The organism is Nocardioides sp., assembly GCF_035576065.1.
Classification (GTDB): Bacteria; Actinomycetota; Actinomycetes; order Propionibacteriales; family Nocardioidaceae; genus Nocardioides.
The window spans coordinates 113171-129924 of record NZ_DATLWX010000043.1; the positions used below are offsets into that span (position 1 = coordinate 113171).

Annotated in this window: 22 protein-coding genes; 11 read left to right on the plus strand and 11 right to left on the minus strand. The window is 68.9% G+C overall.

Features of this window, described 5'->3' with window-relative positions; genetic code table 11:
- Positions 1–22: 22 nt before the first annotated feature.
- Entirely contained in the window at positions 23–925 is a 903-nt protein-coding gene (locus VNJ48_RS19630; RefSeq protein WP_325605272.1) for an ABC transporter ATP-binding protein, read from the minus strand.
- Positions 926–995: 70 nt separating this feature from the next.
- Here VNJ48_RS19630 and VNJ48_RS19635 point away from each other — a divergent pair, with 70 nt between their 5' ends.
- From VNJ48_RS19635 to VNJ48_RS19650, 4 genes are read left to right on the plus strand one after another with little or no spacing between them, the layout of a single operon-like run.
- Positions 996–1682: a response regulator transcription factor gene (locus VNJ48_RS19635; protein WP_325605273.1), complete on the plus strand. Its 687-nt coding sequence runs from the start codon at positions 996–998 to the stop codon at positions 1680–1682.
- 60 nt (positions 1683–1742) lie between these two features.
- Positions 1743–3239, plus strand: a complete 1497-nt coding sequence (locus tag VNJ48_RS19640) for an SDR family NAD(P)-dependent oxidoreductase (protein WP_325605275.1) — start codon at positions 1743–1745, stop codon at positions 3237–3239.
- Positions 3240–3290: 51 nt separating this feature from the next.
- The gene (locus VNJ48_RS19645) at positions 3291–4163 is read left to right on the plus strand and encodes a hypothetical protein (RefSeq protein ID WP_325605277.1); all 873 of its coding nucleotides are present in this window, start codon (positions 3291–3293) and stop codon (positions 4161–4163) included.
- A gap of 56 nt (positions 4164–4219) precedes the next feature.
- Positions 4220–4855, plus strand: coding sequence for a hypothetical protein (locus tag VNJ48_RS19650; protein ID WP_325605278.1), 636 nt, complete (start codon positions 4220–4222; stop codon positions 4853–4855).
- 49 nt (positions 4856–4904) lie between these two features.
- Here the strand turns inward: VNJ48_RS19650 and VNJ48_RS19655 are convergent, their stop codons facing one another.
- Positions 4905–5369: an SRPBCC family protein gene (locus VNJ48_RS19655; RefSeq protein ID WP_325605280.1), complete on the minus strand. Its 465-nt coding sequence runs from the start codon at positions 5367–5369 to the stop codon at positions 4905–4907.
- 117 nt (positions 5370–5486) lie between these two features.
- On the opposite strand from VNJ48_RS19655, the gene VNJ48_RS19660 reads away from it, so the two are divergent.
- Positions 5487–5861 (plus strand): GNAT family N-acetyltransferase, encoded by a 375-nt coding sequence (locus VNJ48_RS19660; protein ID WP_325605282.1) that lies wholly within the window; start codon positions 5487–5489, stop codon positions 5859–5861.
- Here VNJ48_RS19660 and VNJ48_RS19665 read toward each other — a convergent pair.
- Together VNJ48_RS19665 and VNJ48_RS19670 are read right to left on the minus strand one after the other, a co-directional pair.
- Positions 5836–6201: a VOC family protein gene (locus tag VNJ48_RS19665; RefSeq protein WP_325605406.1), complete on the minus strand. Its 366-nt coding sequence runs from the start codon at positions 6199–6201 to the stop codon at positions 5836–5838. The two genes, VNJ48_RS19660 and VNJ48_RS19665, sit on opposite strands and share 26 nt — an antisense overlap.
- Before the next feature lie 93 nt (positions 6202–6294).
- Complete coding sequence (locus VNJ48_RS19670) at positions 6295–6714, minus strand: antitoxin (protein WP_325605284.1); 420 nt, start codon at positions 6712–6714, stop codon at positions 6295–6297.
- A 372-nt stretch (positions 6715–7086) separates the two neighbouring features.
- On the opposite strand from VNJ48_RS19670, the gene VNJ48_RS19675 reads away from it, so the two are divergent.
- The 4 genes from VNJ48_RS19675 to VNJ48_RS19690 are packed head-to-tail and all read left to right on the plus strand — an operon-like array spanning position 7087 to position 10101.
- Positions 7087–7377 carry a metal-sensitive transcriptional regulator gene (locus tag VNJ48_RS19675; RefSeq protein ID WP_325605286.1) on the plus strand — a complete coding sequence of 97 codons (291 nt, stop codon included), beginning with the start codon at positions 7087–7089 and terminating at the stop codon, positions 7375–7377.
- Between the two features lie 14 nt (positions 7378–7391).
- Positions 7392–7595 carry a heavy-metal-associated domain-containing protein gene (locus VNJ48_RS19680; protein ID WP_325605288.1) on the plus strand — a complete coding sequence of 68 codons (204 nt, stop codon included), beginning with the start codon at positions 7392–7394 and terminating at the stop codon, positions 7593–7595.
- Positions 7596–7628: 33 nt separating this feature from the next.
- Complete coding sequence (locus tag VNJ48_RS19685) at positions 7629–7820, plus strand: hypothetical protein (protein WP_325605290.1); 192 nt, start codon at positions 7629–7631, stop codon at positions 7818–7820.
- Positions 7810–10101: a heavy metal translocating P-type ATPase gene (locus tag VNJ48_RS19690; protein ID WP_325605291.1), complete on the plus strand. Its 2292-nt coding sequence runs from the start codon at positions 7810–7812 to the stop codon at positions 10099–10101. The genes VNJ48_RS19685 and VNJ48_RS19690 overlap by 11 nt, the downstream gene beginning before the upstream one ends.
- Before the next feature lie 4 nt (positions 10102–10105).
- Here the strand turns inward: VNJ48_RS19690 and VNJ48_RS19695 are convergent, their stop codons facing one another.
- The 3 genes from VNJ48_RS19695 to VNJ48_RS19705 all read right to left on the minus strand — a co-directional run bounded on the left by VNJ48_RS19695 (position 10106) and on the right by VNJ48_RS19705 (position 11541).
- Entirely contained in the window at positions 10106–10468 is a 363-nt protein-coding gene (locus VNJ48_RS19695) for a hypothetical protein (RefSeq protein WP_325605293.1), read from the minus strand.
- Between the two features lie 261 nt (positions 10469–10729).
- Positions 10730–11110: a VOC family protein gene (locus VNJ48_RS19700; protein ID WP_325605295.1), complete on the minus strand. Its 381-nt coding sequence runs from the start codon at positions 11108–11110 to the stop codon at positions 10730–10732.
- Between the two features lie 233 nt (positions 11111–11343).
- Positions 11344–11541, minus strand: a complete 198-nt coding sequence (locus VNJ48_RS19705) for a hypothetical protein (protein WP_325605297.1) — start codon at positions 11539–11541, stop codon at positions 11344–11346.
- Positions 11542–11676: 135 nt separating this feature from the next.
- On the opposite strand from VNJ48_RS19705, the gene VNJ48_RS19710 reads away from it, so the two are divergent.
- Positions 11677–12408, plus strand: a complete 732-nt coding sequence (locus VNJ48_RS19710; protein ID WP_325605299.1) for an EcsC family protein — start codon at positions 11677–11679, stop codon at positions 12406–12408.
- Here VNJ48_RS19710 and VNJ48_RS19715 read toward each other — a convergent pair.
- From VNJ48_RS19715 to VNJ48_RS19730, 4 genes are read right to left on the minus strand one after another with little or no spacing between them, the layout of a single operon-like run.
- Positions 12386–12793: a hypothetical protein gene (locus tag VNJ48_RS19715; RefSeq protein ID WP_325605300.1), complete on the minus strand. Its 408-nt coding sequence runs from the start codon at positions 12791–12793 to the stop codon at positions 12386–12388. The genes VNJ48_RS19710 and VNJ48_RS19715 overlap by 23 nt on opposite strands.
- Entirely contained in the window at positions 12780–13142 is a 363-nt protein-coding gene (locus tag VNJ48_RS19720; RefSeq protein WP_325605302.1) for a hypothetical protein, read from the minus strand. Before VNJ48_RS19720 ends, VNJ48_RS19715 begins: the two co-directional genes overlap by 14 nt.
- Positions 13143–13183: 41 nt before the next feature.
- A complete protein-coding gene (locus VNJ48_RS19725) occupies positions 13184–14143 on the minus strand; it encodes a TIGR03885 family FMN-dependent LLM class oxidoreductase (protein WP_325605304.1) in 960 nt (319 codons plus the stop codon).
- Positions 14144–14174: 31 nt separating this feature from the next.
- Entirely contained in the window at positions 14175–15869 is a 1695-nt protein-coding gene (locus tag VNJ48_RS19730) for an alpha-amylase family protein (protein WP_325605306.1), read from the minus strand.
- 149 nt (positions 15870–16018) lie between these two features.
- Between VNJ48_RS19730 and VNJ48_RS19735 the strand changes: the two genes are divergently transcribed.
- Positions 16019–16753, plus strand: a complete 735-nt coding sequence (locus tag VNJ48_RS19735; protein ID WP_325605308.1) for a glycosyltransferase family 2 protein — start codon at positions 16019–16021, stop codon at positions 16751–16753.
- The last annotated feature ends 1 nt before the right edge of the window (position 16754 follow it).

The following is a 16754-nucleotide window of genomic DNA, read 5'->3' on the forward strand; positions in this document are numbered from 1 at the left end:
GTTCCTCGCTCGGCTCTGTCGCTCACAGCGGGTTCGCACCTTCTCCGCTCGAACGGCTGATGACGAGGCGGCCCTGGTCATCGTCCTCGAACTTCACCAGGGTGCCGGGCGGCCACTCGGCGGCGACGTGGCCCGGGAGGTGGAGGACGCCGTCCTCACCGACCACGGCGTATTCAGAGCCGTCGCGCCCCTCGGCGCCGACCCGGCCGCCCTTCATGGTGACGGTGCGCGGGAAGGTGGCCGCCACCTCGGGCTGGTGGGTGACGACGACGATGGTGGTGCCGAAGTCGTCGCCGAGGGAGTGGATGAGGTGCAGCACGTGGTCGCGGTCCTCGTGGCTGAGCTGGCTGGTCGGCTCGTCGGCCAGCAGCAAGCGGGGAGCGGTCGCGACCGAGCAGGCGAGTGCGAGCCGCTGGCGCTGACCCCCCGACATCGTCGAGACGACCTGGTCGGCCTGGTCCCGGAGTCCGACCCGGGAGAGCAGCTCGGCGTCGAGCATGGCGCCGCGGCGTTCGGAAGCGCTGAGGGCGAGCCGGGCGAAGGAGATGTTCTGCCGGGCGGTGGCGTAGGGCAGCAGGTTGCGGGTGGCGCCCTGGAGCATGGTGGAGACCGACCGTGAGCGGATCCGCGCGAGGTAGCGCTCGCCCATCCGGGAGATCTCCTCGTCGCCGAGGAAGATGCGGCCGGCGCTCGGCTTCTGGATCCCGCCGAGCAGGGTCAGCAGGGTCGACTTCCCGGAGCCGGAGGGGCCGAGGAAGGCGACGCGCTCACCGGGAGCGATGGCGAGGTCGACACCGCGCAGCGCCACGACGTCGTGACCGCCGAAGGTGCGGTAGAGGTGCACCACGCCCTCGCAGCGGACGCCGAGCCCGCCCTCGGCGACAGGTGCACCCACGCGCTGCGACGGCGTCGCCGTGTCCTGCATGTCATCTCCCCCTGGTGGCCAAGGCTCGTCAAGATACCCGCCCGTCAGATCGGGGGACTAAGGTGTCGCCATGCCGATCCATGTCGCCCTCGTGAACGATGACGAGATCATTGTGCGCGGTCTCGACGCCATGCTGCGCAACTACGGCGACCGAGTCCAGATCGTCGAGCTCAGCGCGTCCAAGCCTGTGGCCTCCAGCGTCGACATCGCGCTCTACGACACGTTCGGCATGGGACAGACCAATGGTCCCAGCGTGGCGCGGCTGATCGCCAACCCGCGCGTCTCCAAGGTCGTCGTCTACACCTCGAACTTCCAGCCCTGGTTGGCCCGCGAGACCATGAGCCTGGGTGTCCACGGCTACCTCTCCAAGAGCCTCTCGGCAGCCCAGCTCGTCGAGGCCCTCCAGATGGTGCACGCCGGCCAGAAGGTGCTGTCCCCCTCCCCGGGTCGCCGTGGCCAGGTCGGTGGCGACTGGCCCGGTCGCGAGGAGGGGCTCACCGCACGCGAGGCTGAGGTCCTCTCGCTCATCACCATGGGGCTGAGCAACATCGAGATCGCCGAACGCACGTCGCTCTCCGTCAACTCGATCAAGTCCTACATCCGGTCCTGCTACCGCAAGATCGACGTCGACAGCCGCTCCAAGGCAGTCCTGTGGGGCGTCGCGCACGGCCTGCGACCCGATCGCATCCGTATCCAGGGTTCGCCCGCCCAGGACGCCGCAGACGCCGGCGCCCGCCGCGCGCACCTGACTGCCTGACCCGACAGTCCTCACGGCGACGAATCATGGGTGCGTCGCACGTCGCCGTACCATCCTTCGGTGACTGACGCGCCCGGCATCGACCCCGAGGACCTGGCAGCCACCCTCCGGGTGCTGGAGCAGCTCCACGAGCTGCCGGGAGACCACCCCGATCACGTGCGGGTCAAGCGCGCCGCGTCGCACATGTACAAGTCGATTAAGGCCGAGCGCAAGCTCCTCAAGCGCGCCGAGGAGCTCGCCCACGACCGGGCGATCACCGAGCTGACGGGCACGGGGTCCCCGGTCCGCATCGACGACGAGACGTCGGGCATCCCCCTCGTGTCCACGGCCCCCGGCGCCTTCGCCGGCGAGCTGCTGAACCCGCGCGGCTGCTACATCTGCAAGACCGACTACACGCTGGTCGACGCGTTCTACCACTGGTTGTGCCCCACCTGTGCGGCCTTCAGCCATGCCAAGCGCGACCAGCGCACCGACCTCAGCGGCAAGCGCGCGCTGCTCACGGGTGGCCGCGCCAAGATCGGGATGTACATCGCCCTCCGACTTCTCCGCGACGGCGCCCACACCACCATCACGACCCGCTTCCCCAAGGACGCGGTGCGTCGCTTCTCCTCGCTGGAGGACAGCAACGAGTGGCTGCACCGACTCAAGATCGTCGGCATCGACCTGCGCGACCCCACGCAGGTGATCTCGCTGGCGGACGACGTCGCGGCGGCCGGACCGCTCGACATCCTGATCAACAACGCGTGCCAGACCGTACGCCGCACACCGGGCTCCTATGCCCCGCTGGTCGACGCCGAGGCGATCGACCTCCCCACCGACCGCGAGCTCCCCGAGATGGTCACCTTCGACCGCATCTCCGAGGCGCACCCGGCAGCCATTGCCGGCGCCTTGGCCGACACTGCTGTCGCACACCACGAGGGCGAGTCGGCAGCCGCCGCCCTCGCTGCCCACAACGCCGCCTCGATGACTGCGCTGGCCCTCTCGGCCGGTCACGCCTCCCTGGAGGCACACCTCGCCGGGACCGCCGTCGACGCAGGCGGGCTGTTGCCCGACGTCCAGATCAACAACTCCTGGACCCAGACCGTGGCGGAGGTCAATCCGCTGGAGCTGCTCGAGGTGCAGCTCTGCAACTCGATCGCTCCCTTCCTGTTGGTCTCCCGCCTCCGACCCGCCCTGGCGGCGGCCGCGTCCTCCGCACGATCGGGCCGTGCGTACGTCGTCAACGTCTCGGCGATGGAAGGGCAGTTCTCGCGGCGCTACAAGGGCGCCGGGCACCCCCACACCAACATGGCCAAGGCCGCCCTCAACATGTTGACGCGGACGTCGTCGGGCGAGATGTTCGAGACCGACAAGATCCTGATGACGGCCGTCGACACCGGGTGGATCACCGACGAGCGGCCGCACCACGAGAAGCTGCGCATCGCTGCCGAGGGATGGCACGCGCCGCTCGACCTCGTCGACGGCGCCGCCCGGGTCTACGACCCGGTGGTGCTCGGCGAGGCCGGCGAGGATCTCCATGGCTGCTTCGTGAAGGACTTCAAGCCCTCACCCTGGTGAGCTCGTCGAACAGATCGGTCTCCAGAGGCCGCTCCCCTAGACTCCCGCCTCATGCGCTCCATCGCCCTCACCTCGGCCATTCTCGGTGTGTCACTGCTGGTCCCGATCACCTCCGCCGCCACCGCGGGTGACGCGCCCGAGGCAAGGGATTGGCGAGCGACGGCGTGCATCGAGGAGCCGGGTCTGGACGTCACCGTCTCCGGCGCCCACACGGTGGTGACCAGACAGGTCACCCCCGTCGCCGAGGTGCCAGGGATGACGCTCCGCGTCGATCGCCTCGACTTCTCGGGCGTGACGTGCGAGCTGTTCTACGTGAGGGGTGCGATTCCGGCGGGCGCCGCAGTCTCGTTGGCGAGGAACTCCTTCTGCACCTACACCCGGTGGGTGTTGAACGGCGTGGACGAGGGCGAAGGTGCGTCGTGCACGTCGTTCGCCGGGCCGACCTCGCTCTACCCTTCTACCTCCTACGTAGACGTGCCGAACAACGTCATGCTCGCCGCGGCTGTGACCTATCGTCCGCACGAGTCGGGCGTCCTGACCGCAGAGCCCGGCATGCCCCCCGAGCTGGTGGATGCTCCCTATTCGGTGACCTACGTGCGCTCAGAGTGGTTCGCCACCCTCGCAGGGAAGACCCTGGTGAAGCGCCCGTTCGAGCGCACCAACGCCACTGACAAGGCAGCGCAGGCCTCATACGAGAAGAGGGCCGCGCGAGCCGCGCGAATCCATGCTGTGCGTGTGGCTGACATCAGGGCCAGTGACCGGCCGGAGGTGTGGAAGCGGCGACAGCTGGTCAAGGCAGCAGCTGTCCGAAGCGAGTCGATGTCGCTCGCGCGTCGGACCTACCGCCTGGCAGAGCAAGGCGTGCGGTTGGTCAAGAAGCGCTTCAGCGGGACCTACACCGGCACCGTGCACCCGGCGCATTGAGGTCCTCGGCCCTGTTGCCTGTCGACCTCGTCGATCCTGCTGGTTGACTGCTGTGCATGACATCGCTGGAGAGTGCTGAGGAGTTCCACGCGCGCGTCGCCGCGGCTACCGACGACGAGGGTCGCCTGCCCGTCGCAATCGAGGCGATGCCGGGCTGGGACATCTTCCCTTTCGAGCTGGACGGGCTGCGCATCAAGCCGCTGGAGCCGCTGGCCGACTCCGAACCGCCGCGCGAGGGCGAGAACCCCGCCGACTGCGGCTGCCGGATGCCTCTCACTGACGAGCAGGCCCTCCGGATCGCCTGGAGCAACGAGCGATGGGTCCTGAAGCTCCTCCTCGACATGCGCCTGCCGGTGGCGCTGATGCTCACGCCTCGCGATCACTTCGACCTCGCCGACCTGCCCGACGACCTGGCCTCGGAGATGGGTCGGCTGATGGTGGCCATCACCGCGGCTGTCGAGGAGCTGCCGAGCGTCGGCCGCTGCCACGGGGCCCGCATCGGTGACGGTGGCGCGCACCTGCACCCCTTCTTCTTCGGCCGGCCGGCGCGCATGCTGCAGCTGCGCGGCTCCACCCTGCTGGACTGGGAGGAGAACCTGCCGCCGGTGCCCGAGGAGGTGCGCCGTGCGAACGGCGCACACGTCGGCAGTCGTCTCCTTGCGAGGTTCGGGGGGAACGGTCCGGCCTGGTGAGCTCGGGCAAACGCACCGGCACCCTGGTTCCCTGAGGCCTTGCCGGGCGTCAGGACCCGGTGGCGGCCTGGTCGAGCTTGGTGAGGCTGTCCTCGAGCTGGGACTGCGAGACCAGCGGGAAGCTGATCTTCTGCAGCAGCTCGGCATCGGTGACATTGCTCCAGTCGTAGGAGTGGCGGACCTTGGTCGCCTGTGAGCCTTCGGCCTCGAGCTCCCACACCCATTGCCACCCGGGGGGCTCCTGGCCGGCCGGCGCGGTCTGCCACGCCAGCAGCTGGTTGGCGGAGTAGCCCGTGACGTGGTTCTCGGTCTGGTAGTCGCCGCCCATGTGGTCGCCGGACATGTTCATGGTGAAGACGTCACCCACCGCCTGGATGCGGTTGCTGCGGTCGTCGCTCTGCACGAACCCCGAGCCGTCGAGCTCGACGTGCCGCTGCGGATTGCTGAGTACGTCGAACACCTCGGCGGTCGATGCCTGGATGGTCCGTTCCACGGTGATCTTGTTTTCGGTCATGGACCCAACATGCCTCGGGGCCCGCAACCGACACCACCTCACAAGGGGTGGCACCTCCGCCCACCACCCCGACGAATTCACAGGACGGCAGCGGTCGCTTCGCCTAGCCTGCGCTCCGTGGACATCGTCCTGCGCACCGCGACCGAGGACGACGTGGAGTTCCTGACCGACGTGGTCGTCGAGGCGACCCGTGCCCAGCAGCGTCTCCCGGCCGACTTCGACGAGGCGGAGTTCCGTGCAGGGTTCGCCGACTGGACGCGCGAGCAGGTCCGTGGGGACCTGGCGGGATCGTCGACGTCCGTGATCGAGATCGACGGTGTGCCTGTGGGCCGGCTCCGCGTCGTACGCACCGAAGAACTGGTCGAGCTGGCCGGCGTCCAGCTCCTGCCTGATCACCAGTCCCGCGGCATCGGGGCCAGGATCGTCGTGACCCTGGCAGAGGAAGCACGCGGCCGAGGCGTCCCCCTCAGCCGCGGTCGCCGGCGATGTTGACGAGCCAGCTGATGCCGAACGTGTCGACGAGCATGCCGAACTCGTCGCCCCAGGGGGCGGGCTCGAGGGCCTGCGTGACCTGCCCGCCTTCGGCCAGACCAGCGAAGTGGGCACGCAGCGTCTCGGCGTCCTCCGCGGCGCCGGACAGGCTGATCGAGATGTTGGTCCCGACCGTCACCGACATCATCTCGGCCGGCGCGTCCGCGACCATCAGCGTGTAGCCGTCGGGGGTCTCCAGCTGGCCGTGCATGACCTGGGTGGCGAACGAGCCCTCGGTGCCCAGGTCGCCGAAGGTCATGATGTTGAGGTCGCCCCCCAGGACGGACTGGTAGAACTCCAGCGCCTCGCGAGCCCGGCCGTCGAGGACGTCGGGTTGAGCCTGCTGGCCATGGGGCGCTCCTCGGGACGGTCGGTGACGCGGTCACCGACCAATCTAGGAGCCGGTGCCGGGCTGGTCGAGAGGATCTGCCGGGTCGTCGGCCGGCGAGTCCACCGGCGTGGTCGGAGCCGGAGTGGGGGTGGTCTCGATCTCGTCGACCGGCCAGACGGGGTCCGTGTCGGCCGGACGTTGCTCGGCGAGCTTGCAGACACCGGTCAGGACGGTCTCGCGCACCTTGTCGACGTGCGAGGCGTACCTGCCCTCGGTGCGCTCGTCGATCGTCGTCCCCATCTTGTCGAGCAGGCGCTCCACCTCGTCGCCGCGCTCAGCGGCCAGGGTCGCGATCTTGTCGCGGGCCGTGGTGAAGGCGGACTCGACCTGGATGACGAAGTCGTTGACATGGCGGTCGATGTCGAGCTCGTCGATCGTCTGCTTGAGCTTGTCGCTGATGTTCTTGGGCTCGTGCTCGGACATGGCGTTCCTCCGGCGTGCGGTCAGAGTGAGGTCAGCGGGCGATGACGTTGAGCAGGACGGTCAGTATGACCGACGCCGCGATCGAGATGAGGATCATGATGAGGCACCCGGGGCCGCCCCCAAGGGGTCTGATCTGCACAGGACTCATGCTCCGACCCTCGCACGGACGTGACAACCCCGGCTTCCCCCCAAGGGGCCAAGCCGGGTGAGCATGAGAACAGGGCCCCGGAGCGTATCCAGGGCCCTGTTGACTCGCCCTAGACGCTAGGGCACAACCCAGAGGGCCGCTACACCCCTAAGAGGTGCATCTCGCTTCTCGCCCTGCCGGGGCGCGAGGTTGTGCGAGATACCCCCTAGGGGTATGTTGTCGGTATGGCACACAGCTATGTCGCGCATGGCACCAAGGACGCCCACCTCAAGCGCTTGAAGCGGATCGAGGGGCAGGTGCGTGGCATCGCCCGGATGGTCGACGAGGAGCAGTACTGCATCGACATCCTCACCCAGGTCGCCGCGGTCACCAAGGCGCTCCAGTCGCTCTCCCTCGGTCTCCTCGACGAGCACATGGAGCACTGTGTGGTCGAGGCCGTCCGCGCAGGCGGCGACGAGCAGGAGACCAAGCTCAAGGAAGCCAGCGCGGCCATCGCGCGGCTCGTGAAGTCCTAGCTCCCAGGAGAGACATGAACACCATGACCATCACCGTGACCGGCATGACCTGCGGCCACTGCGTCGCGAGCGTCACCGAGGAGATCACCGAGCTCGCGGGCGTCGAGGGTGTCGAGGTCGACCTCCCCACCGGTTCGGTCACCATCACCAGCAGCGAGCCCCTCGACCCGACCGCGGTCGCCGGCGCTGTCGAGGAAGCCGGCTATGCCGTCGCCTAGGTCCCCGTTACGAGCCCCGTCGCCAGCGCCGTCGTGAGCACTCCTGCCCGCCTGGCGGCCTTCGCCGTCGGACTCGTCGTCGCCTTCGGCGCAGCCTGGGGCGTCGGGGACGCAGTCGTTCCCATCCTCGACGAGCCGGCGCCGGCGCAGGACCACCGGCAGGACCAACGGAACGACGACGGGCACGACGAGAGTGACGGCGGGGGGACCGAGCATGACCAGTGACGTCGAGCTGACCAGCATCGAGCTGGGCATCAGCGGCATGACCTGCTCCTCGTGCGCCAACCGGATCGAGCGCAAGCTCAACAAGCTGGACGGCGTCAGCGCGTCGGTCAACTACGCGACAGAGAAGGCGCACGTCACGTATCCCCACTCCGTCACCACCGACGATCTCGTCTCGACGGTCGAGGCCGCGGGGTATGCCGCACGCCTCCCCACCGCGGAGGCCGAGGAGGCTCCCGAGCGCGACGAGGCTCATCTACGACTGGTCGTGTCGGCGCTGCTCACCCTCCCCGTCGTGGCGATGGCGATGGTCCCCGCCTTCCAGTTCACCTCTTGGCAGTGGCTGTCGCTCACTCTCGCTGCTCCGGTCGTCGTCTGGGGCGGCTGGCCGTTCCACCGTGCGGCGTGGACCAACCTGCGCCACGGCGCCGCGACGATGGACACCCTGGTCAGCCTCGGCACCCTCGCTGCCTTCGGCTGGTCGGTCTACGCGCTCTTCCTCGGGACCGCCGGCGAGCCGGGGATGACCCATCCCTTCGAGCTCACCATCCAGCGCAGCGAGGGCGCGGGCAACATCTACCTCGAGGCGGCGACCGGGGTCACGACCTTCCTGCTCGCCGGACGCTGGTTCGAGCACCGCGCCAAGCGCGCGTCCGGGGCGGCGCTGAAGGGCTTGCTGGAGCTCGGCGCCAAGGACGTCGCCGTCGTCCGTGACGGCGCGGACGGTGTCCAAACCGAGGCAAGGGTGCCGATCGACTCCCTCCGTGTCGGCGACACCTTCGTGGTCCGCCCGGGCGAGCGCATCGCCACCGACGGCGTGGTGGAGTCCGGCAGCAGCGCCGTGGACCTCAGCCTGCTCACCGGCGAGCCCGTCCCGGTCGAGGTGGGGGTCGGCGACTCCGTGGTGGGGGCGAGCGTCAACGCGGGCGGGCTGCTCGTCGTCCGCGCCACCCGGGTGGGGGCCGACACGCAGCTGGCGCGCCTGGCCCGGCTGGTCGAGGACGCGCAGAGCGGCAAGGCCCCGGTGCAGCGGCTGGCCGACCGGATCTCCGGGGTCTTCGTCCCGGTCGTGCTCGTGCTCGCCGTTGCCACGCTCGGCTTCTGGCTCGGCAACGGAGCCGGTGCGCCAGCCGCTTTCACGGCCGCGGTCGCCGTACTCATCGTGGCGTGCCCCTGCGCCCTCGGGCTCGCGACCCCCACCGCGCTCCTGGTCGGGACTGGTCGCGGCGCTCAGCTCGGCATCGTGATCCGCGGACCCGAGGTGCTCGAGTCCACCCGAGCCGTCGACACGATCGTGCTCGACAAGACCGGCACCGTCACCACCGGCCAGATGAGCGTCGTGTCGCTGGCAACCGCAGCGGGAGTGGAGGCAGAGGACGTACGCCGCCTGGTCGGCGCGCTGGAGCACGCGTCCGAGCACCCCATCGCCCGCGCGATCGCGACGTACGCCGCCTCGGACCTCAGCGTCATCGACTTCGTCGCCACCGGCGGGGTCGGGGTCACCGGCACCGTTGACGATCGGCGGGTCTTTGCGCGCCGCCCGGACTCCGTTGATGGGCCCCGCTCCGCTGGCGGGCCTCAACTGGCGGCGGACGTCAACCGATTCGCCGATTCAGATGTCGTACGCCGCCAGTTGCCGGCGCCGCCCCAGGACAACGCCCTCCGGAACGCCATCGAACAGGCGTACGCCGACGGGGCGACGCCGATCGAGGTCGGCTGGGACGACCGCACGACCGCGATCGTCGTCGTGGCGGATGCGGTGAAGCCGACATCCGCGCAGGCCATCGAGGAGCTCAAGGCCCTCGGGTTGAGGCCGATCCTGCTCACGGGTGACAACCGGGCGGCCGCGGAGAAGGTCGCGGCCGACGTGGGCATCGACACCGTCATCGCCGAGGTCCTGCCGGAAGGCAAGGTCGTGGCCATCAAGGAGCTCCAGGCCGCCGGGCGCGTTGTCGCCATGGTCGGCGACGGGGTCAACGATGCGGCAGCGCTGGCGCAGGCCAACCTCGGGCTGGCCATGGGCACCGGGACCGACGTCGCGATCGAGGCCAGCGACCTGACGCTGATGCGAGGCGACCTCCGCGTCGCCGGCGACGCGATCCGGCTGTCGCGCCGCACCCTGGCGGTGATCAAGGGCAACCTGTTCTGGGCCTTCGCCTACAACGTCGCCGCCATCCCGCTGGCCGTCGCCGGATTGCTGAACCCGATGCTCGCCGGAGCCGCAATGGCCTTCTCCAGCGTGTTCGTGGTGACCAACAGCCTGCGACTGCGCAGCTTCCGCTAGGCCGTCAGGCCGACATCACGTCGCGCATCGACCCGACGGCGACAACGGCGCCCACGCTCAGCATGAGCAGCCCCAGGACGCCGCTACCTACGGCGGCATTGAATCTCGTCGAGCTGGCCGAGTAGCACTCGGCGGCGACCTCGTTGGAGTAGGCCCCCGTGTGCTCACCGCCCGGTGCATCGCGGTTGTCGTTGAGACCCGCGTCCCACGGGGCGATGCTGCAGCCGACCCGACCCGCCGGTCCACTGTCACCAAAGTCGGAGGCGCTGACGTCCACCCCGACGTTGTCGAACCACAGGAACGACGCCCCGAGGAGCAGCAGGTAGCCGACGCGGAGGCACGCACCGGAGACGCGACGAGACCGCACAGCCGGACCGCACGTCGTCAGGGCGCCCGGCGGTAAGGCCGCTCGTCCCGGACGTACCAAGCGGCCCAGGTGATGGGGAAAAGATCCCCGTGACGAGAGCGACGCTGATGCCGTGGCCCCTGCGCCGTTCCCCCGTCGCCGTGAGAGCCATCAGGGCAAGCACAGCGGATCCCAGCACCAGCACGACTGCAGCGACCCCTGGGTCCATCGAGCCAGTCTGCCACCAATCACCGGAGGAAATCTCGTGCGACCGCGCGGCCGTCAGCCGCCGGTGGACAGGCAGAACGGGTGCCCAGCGGGGTCGAGCATGATCCTGCGTTCGTCCGGATGGGGCTGGAACGGAGCCAGCACGGCGCCGAGGCTGAGCATCCTGGCCTGGGCACGGTCGAGGTCGTCCACACCGAGCTCGAGGTGGGCCTGCTTCCCATGCGCAGGATCGGGCCAGGTCGGGGCGCGGTAGTCGGCGACCCGGACGAAGCCGAGGCCGGGGGCGCCGTCGTGGCCGAGGAGGACGAAACCGTCGGTGGAGTAGATCGTGGGCAGGTCGAGCGCCTCTCGATAGAAGCTGGACAGCTCGACGGGGTCGAGGCAGTCGAAGTCGACGGACAACATCCGGATCGCCGGTGCGGTGGGGGTGCTCATGCGTGGAGGCTAGGAGCGAACCAGGACAGTTTCGGTCCGCGTCGCACGTCCCCGGGTTGAATGCGTCAAGTCAATGGTCGCGGCGCACCCCGTCGGTCGCCCCAAGGGCCAACCTTCTGGCGGTTGCCAAGTCCGGAACCACGAGAACGCGTCTGTACCGAACAGTCACGGGGTCCATCGCGCCGTTCGACCCCCTGACTGTTCGGTAGCGGAGGCTGATCCCTGCGATGCGGTCAGGCGCGACGCACTCTGCGGTAAGGCCGCTCGTCCCGGACGTACCAAGCGACCCAGGTGATGGGGAAGAAGATCCCCGCGACGAGAGCGACGCCGAGGCCGTGACCCCGCCGCCGTTCGCCGGTCGCGGTGAGAGCCGCCAGGGCCAGCACGGCGGATCCCATCACCAGCGCGACTGCAGCGACCCCTTGGTCCATGGAGTGAGTCTTGCACTCCGGCTGACTCATCACCCCCCCGCTGGATGGGTTCGCGGCAGATCCTCCGTGGCAGGATCGCCAGCAAGCAGCACGGCGCCAGCCGGCATACCCAGCCGCCATACCCAGGGAGCACACATGGGCCTGACCGACTTCTTCAAGCCGAAGCGCGACCAGGTCGCCCGGACGAGGTCCGCCCTCGAGGCGGCCAGCGACCCGGCCGCCGACGAGGGCGCCGCCAGCCAGGCGATCAACAAGGTCGTCACCATGATCCTCGACATCGGCCTCGACGGCCGCGGCCCCTTCGATTCGGCCGCACAGGTCGCGGAGGAAGCGCTGCGCGAGAAGGGAACGGCGGAGGAGGCGATCAACGCGGTCGCGCGCGGCACCATGCTCCGCGGCGGCATCGGCGGCTTCGTCACCGGCCTCGGCGGGTTCGTCACCATGCCGATCGCCTTGCCCGCCAACGTGTTCGAGTTCTACGTCCAGGCCACTCGGATGGTCGGCGCGGTCGCGACGCTCCGCGGCTACGACGTCGAGGACGAGCGCATCCGGACGGCCGTCCTGCTCACGCTGGTCGGCTCCAAGTCCGAAGACGTGCTCAAGAAGGCCGGGATGGCCACCGGAGGCGGCCGCCTCGCCACCTTCGCGTTGCGGGGCATGCCGCCGGCTGCCCTGATGGTGGTGAACAAGGCCGTCGGGTTCAACCTGATGCGCGGCGTCGGCACGAAGGCGTTGGGCAAGCTCGGCCGAGGCGTGCCGATCGCGGGTGGCTTCGTCGGCGGGGGCATCGACGCCTACATGATGAAGCGGATCGCCGACCACGCGATGAAGGAGTTCCCGGCGATCACCGCGACGCCCGGGTCCTGATCAGCCAGGCCAACCCCAGGAACGGCAGCACCAGCGGCAGGTACCCATAGCCCTGCCCGTACGCCGACCAGACGGTCGCGTCCGGGAAGAGCTCCGGGTCCAGCACGGTCAGGGTCCCGACGGTGAGGACGCCGACGAGCTCGAACCCGACGGCCGCCCAGGCGAGTCGACGGGGTGCCGGACCCACCTCGGCCAGGCCGAGCGTCGCCGCGACGTAGACCAGCGCAGCCACGGCCGACAACGAGTAGGCGACCGGCGCCTGGTCGGCCTTCGTCGCCAACTGGACGAGCGAACGGGCGCTGGCCGAGAGCGCGAACACCGCATAGATCGCGACCAGGGCCCGACCGAGGCCGCTCGAGGTCGACCGGACGTCAGGCCGCTGCACTGAGCTGCACCAGTCTCAGGACGAGGAAGGCGACCGTCAGCAGCGAGACGAGCAGCACCGCCGTGGCTCCTCGGCTGCGCTCCCCCAGCGACCAGAGCAGGCCAGCCGGCAGCACGAGCAGGATCGCGAGCAGGTAGCCGACGAACGTGATCCCCCCACCCACGTCGTCACTGCCACGCGCGAACTGGACGATCGCGACGACGGCCTGGACGACCAGCGCGAGCTCGAGCACGGCCAGCAGGGCGACCAGCACCTTGTCCGGGCTGCGGTCGAGTGCGATGTACCCACCTGTCACCGCAGCCAGGAGCAGCGCGGCGGCGATGAGGATCGTCTGGAGGGGGTCGATCACCGCGCCAGTCTGTCAGGGGCCGGTCAGTTGCTCAGGGCCGGTCAGTCGCTCAGGGACGGTAGGACGTGCTCGCCGAAGGCGTCGATGAAGGGCGCCTGGTCCTGCCCGACGAAGTGCAGGTAGAGGTCGTCGAAGCCCAGGTCGGCGTACTCCGCCAGCCAGTCGCGGTGCCGCCCCAGGTCGGCCGAGACCCGCACGGCCTTGCGCACCGCCTCGAGACCGACGTGCTCGCCCATCAGGTCAAAGGCCTGAGGCGTCTCGGTGTCCCAGTTGACCGGCTCGCTGAAGACGTTGGTGCGCCACTGGTCGTGCGCGATCGACTCCGCCTCGTCCTCGGTGGACGCCCACGACAGGTGGATCTGGATCGAGGCCTGGCCCCGTCCACCCGCGTCGCGGTAGGCCGCCAGCAGGTCGCGCAGCACGTCGGCGGGCTGGTTGATCGTCACGAGCCCGTCCGCCCAGGTAGCGACACGCGCCGCGGACGCCGCCGACACCGCGGGACCGATCAGCAGCGGCCGCGGGTCAGGGATCTCCCAGAGCCGCGCCCGGTCGACGGTCACCAAGCCACGGTGGGTCACCTCCTCGCCGTCGAGCATCCGCCCGATCACGTCGACGCACTCCTCGAGGCGCTGGGTCCGCTGCTCCTTGTCCGGCCAGCGGTCCCCGGTGATGTGCTCGTTGGACGCCTCACCGCTGCCGAGCGCCACCCAGAACCGTCCGGGGAACATCTGGCCGAGAGTGGCGATCCGCTGCGCGTGCACGGCGGGGTGGTAGCGCTGGCCGGGGGCCGACACGCACCCGAGAGCCAGCTCCGTCGTCGCGAGCGCGGCACCGAGCCAGGACCAGGTGTAGCCGGAGTGTCCGTGCCGCGTGCTCCAGGGCGAGAAGTGATCGGAGCACATCGCCATGTCAAAGCCGGCGCGCTCGGCGTGCTGGACGTCCACCAGCAGCTGCCGGGGCGAGATCTGCTCGTGGGAGGCGTGGAAGCCGATGCGGGTCACGGGTGTCCTCTCGATCGTGGGTGCCGACTGCTCAGTGGTCGATGCGGCGATCGCCCTCGGGGACGACCCGCCACCAGCGGTGCCCGTACGCGGGCAAGGTCATGGTGATCCGACCGCGCGGACCGGTCTTCATTCGCTCGGGTCGGCCCGGCGTCAGCAGGTCGACCAGGATGGTCCCGCGCGTGAGCCCGGGGACGTCCACGCTGACCTCGACCGGCTCGCCGGCGAAGTTGTGCAGTGCCACGAGGGCCCAGTCGTCCTTGCGGCACACGTGAGCCAGGACCCGGTGGTCGGCGTGGTCGAGCACTTCAGCGGTCGACCAGCCGATCTCCGGTGACTGCCGGTAGCGGGAGATGAGTCGCTGCACGAAGGACCACAAGGAGTCCGGGTCGCTGCGCTGCTCACCCACGTTGACGTCGTCCGGCCCGTAGGCGCCCTCGGTGACGGGGCGGACCAGGCGCCGCTTGCCCGCGATGGAGAACCCGGCGTTGTCACCGGGCTGCCACTGCATGGGAGTCCGCACGGAGAGCCGACCCGGGACGTCGAGGTTCTCCCCCATCCCGATCTCCTCCCCGTAGAACAGCACCGGCGTGCCCGGCAGCGAGAACATCAGCGAGTAGGCCATGCGGATGCGGCGCTCGTCCCCGCCGAGCATGGGTGGCAGCCGTCGGCGCAGGCCGCGGTCGAAGAGCTGCATGTCCTTCTCGGGCCCGAACGCGTCGAAGACCTCCTGGCGCTCGGACTTGCTCAGCTTGTCGAGCGTGAGCTCGTCGTGGTTGCGCAGGAAGTTGGCCCACTGGCTCCCCACGTCGACGGCCGGGCGGTCCCGCATCGCCGTGGCCAGCGGACGGGCGTCACCCCTGGCCAGTGCCAGGTAGATCGCCTGCATGCCAATGAAGTCGAACTGCATCGACAGCTCGTCAGCGTCGCCGCTGCCGAAGAACTTCGCCATGTCGGCATAGGGCAGGTTGACCTCGCCGAGGAACATCGCCTGGCCGTTGAGCCGTCCGGCGTACGCCTTGAGGTTGCGGAGATATTCGTGGGGGTCGAAGCTCGGGAACTTCTGCTCACGCTTGGGGAGCTGGTCCTCGGCAAACAGGAAGGGCACCGCGTCGATCCGGAATCCGTCGACGCCGAGCTGGAGCCAGTAGCTCATGGTGCGGATGACCTCTTCGCGCACGGCGGGGTTGGCGAGGTTGAGGTCCGGCTGGGTCTTGTAGAAGTTGTGGAGGTACCACTGACCCGAGGCGGGGTCCTTGTCCCACAGGGCATCCTCCTTGTCGGGGAACACCACCTGCTTGCTGGTGTCGGGCGGGGTCGAGGACCGCCACACATACCAGTCGCGGCGGGGGTCGTCCTTGCTCCGCACTGCGCTCTTCCACCACGGGTGCTTGTCCGAGGTGTGATTCATGACGAAGTCGATGATCACCCGGATCCCGCGGGAGTGGCAGGTCCGCACCAGCTCGACGAAGTCGCCGGCGCTGCCGAGCCTCGGGTCGACCCCGTAGAAGTCGGTGATGTCGTAGCCGTCGTCGCGGCCCGCGGTCGGGTAGAACGGCATCAACCACAGGCAGGTGACGCCGAGGTCGGCGAGGTAGTCGACACGATTCAGCATCCCCCGAAGGTCCCCCCGGCCGTCACCGTCGAGGTCGAGGAACGTCTCCACGTCCGCGCAGTAGAGCACCGCGCTCTTCCACCACATCTCTGCCGTGTCGGCGAGGTTCATGCACCGCTCCTTCGGGTCAGCGTGCAGCCCACCGCACCAGAGAAGGACCCCGGGGCGCAAGGGAAGGCCATCTTGTGGGGTGACCACGCTGGTAGTCTGGAAGGGTGCCGCACGCGATCATTACGCAAACGCGCGGAGACGCTCATCGCTTGGCCGAGTGGATCGCATATCACTCCGCGATAGGGTTCGATGAGTTTCATGTCCTGTTGGACGGCGTCATCGACGATTCCCCACAAATACTCCGGTCGCTTGATATTCCGGGACGGGTCGAAACGTACGTGTACCCCGAAGAGGGCGAATACTTCGACGGCCTTGGAGTGAAAGAACGGCTACAGCGCGTTCAGGACTGGCGCGAGATTCATCGAGACGAGTTGGCCGAGCTTCCGTATGCAGCGACCGACCCGCAGTCGATGCGGCAGTTTCGCCGCATCAGGGACCTACTCCCGCGAATCGTCGATGGCCGCCGCGGCTGGCTGGCCCACATCGACTGCGATGAATTCATCAATATTCCGACCGGCGCATCAATACAGTCACTGACCGCCCCCGCGGAAGTGCCTCGCCTCCAATTGCTCAGCTTCAACGTGGACACGACTGGCTACGACCCTGAATTACCGGTGCTAGCACAGCAGGGAGCGCGCTGGTCGCGCGGAGACCTGTTGGTCCACCCTGATCAGCGCTGGGCCACACGAGTGAAATCGATCGTCCGATTCCGCGCAGCAACGCCATTCAGAAGTATCCACCGAATGAGTTTTGGGCGACACGAGGTCCTCGACCCGGACATTGCTCGATTGCACCATTTTCGAGTGCCTCTTCAACCGATGACTCCGCCCCTGCCCTACACCGTCCAGGACTTCGTCGCACCGCGATCACCAGTGCGACGCTGAG

Excerpts from the sequence above, each read along its gene's own strand:
- VNJ48_RS19630 (WP_325605272.1), bottom strand. The coding sequence starts at position 925 with ATGCAGGACACGGCGACGCCGTCGCAGCGCGTGGGTGCACCTGTCGCC.
- VNJ48_RS19635 (WP_325605273.1), top strand. The coding sequence starts at position 996 with ATGCCGATCCATGTCGCCCTCGTGAACGATGACGAGATCATTGTGCGC.
- VNJ48_RS19645 (WP_325605277.1), top strand. The coding sequence starts at position 3,291 with ATGCGCTCCATCGCCCTCACCTCGGCCATTCTCGGTGTGTCACTGCTG.
- VNJ48_RS19650 (WP_325605278.1), top strand. The coding sequence starts at position 4,220 with ATGACATCGCTGGAGAGTGCTGAGGAGTTCCACGCGCGCGTCGCCGCG.
- VNJ48_RS19655 (WP_325605280.1), bottom strand. The coding sequence starts at position 5,369 with ATGACCGAAAACAAGATCACCGTGGAACGGACCATCCAGGCATCGACC.
- VNJ48_RS19670 (WP_325605284.1), bottom strand. The coding sequence starts at position 6,714 with ATGTCCGAGCACGAGCCCAAGAACATCAGCGACAAGCTCAAGCAGACG.
- VNJ48_RS19675 (WP_325605286.1), top strand. The coding sequence starts at position 7,087 with ATGGCACACAGCTATGTCGCGCATGGCACCAAGGACGCCCACCTCAAG.
- VNJ48_RS19680 (WP_325605288.1), top strand. The coding sequence starts at position 7,392 with ATGAACACCATGACCATCACCGTGACCGGCATGACCTGCGGCCACTGC.
- VNJ48_RS19690 (WP_325605291.1), top strand. The coding sequence starts at position 7,810 with ATGACCAGTGACGTCGAGCTGACCAGCATCGAGCTGGGCATCAGCGGC.
- VNJ48_RS19700 (WP_325605295.1), bottom strand. The coding sequence starts at position 11,110 with ATGAGCACCCCCACCGCACCGGCGATCCGGATGTTGTCCGTCGACTTC.
- VNJ48_RS19705 (WP_325605297.1), bottom strand. The coding sequence starts at position 11,541 with ATGGACCAAGGGGTCGCTGCAGTCGCGCTGGTGATGGGATCCGCCGTG.
- VNJ48_RS19710 (WP_325605299.1), top strand. The coding sequence starts at position 11,677 with ATGGGCCTGACCGACTTCTTCAAGCCGAAGCGCGACCAGGTCGCCCGG.
- VNJ48_RS19730 (WP_325605306.1), bottom strand. The coding sequence starts at position 15,869 with ATGAACCTCGCCGACACGGCAGAGATGTGGTGGAAGAGCGCGGTGCTC.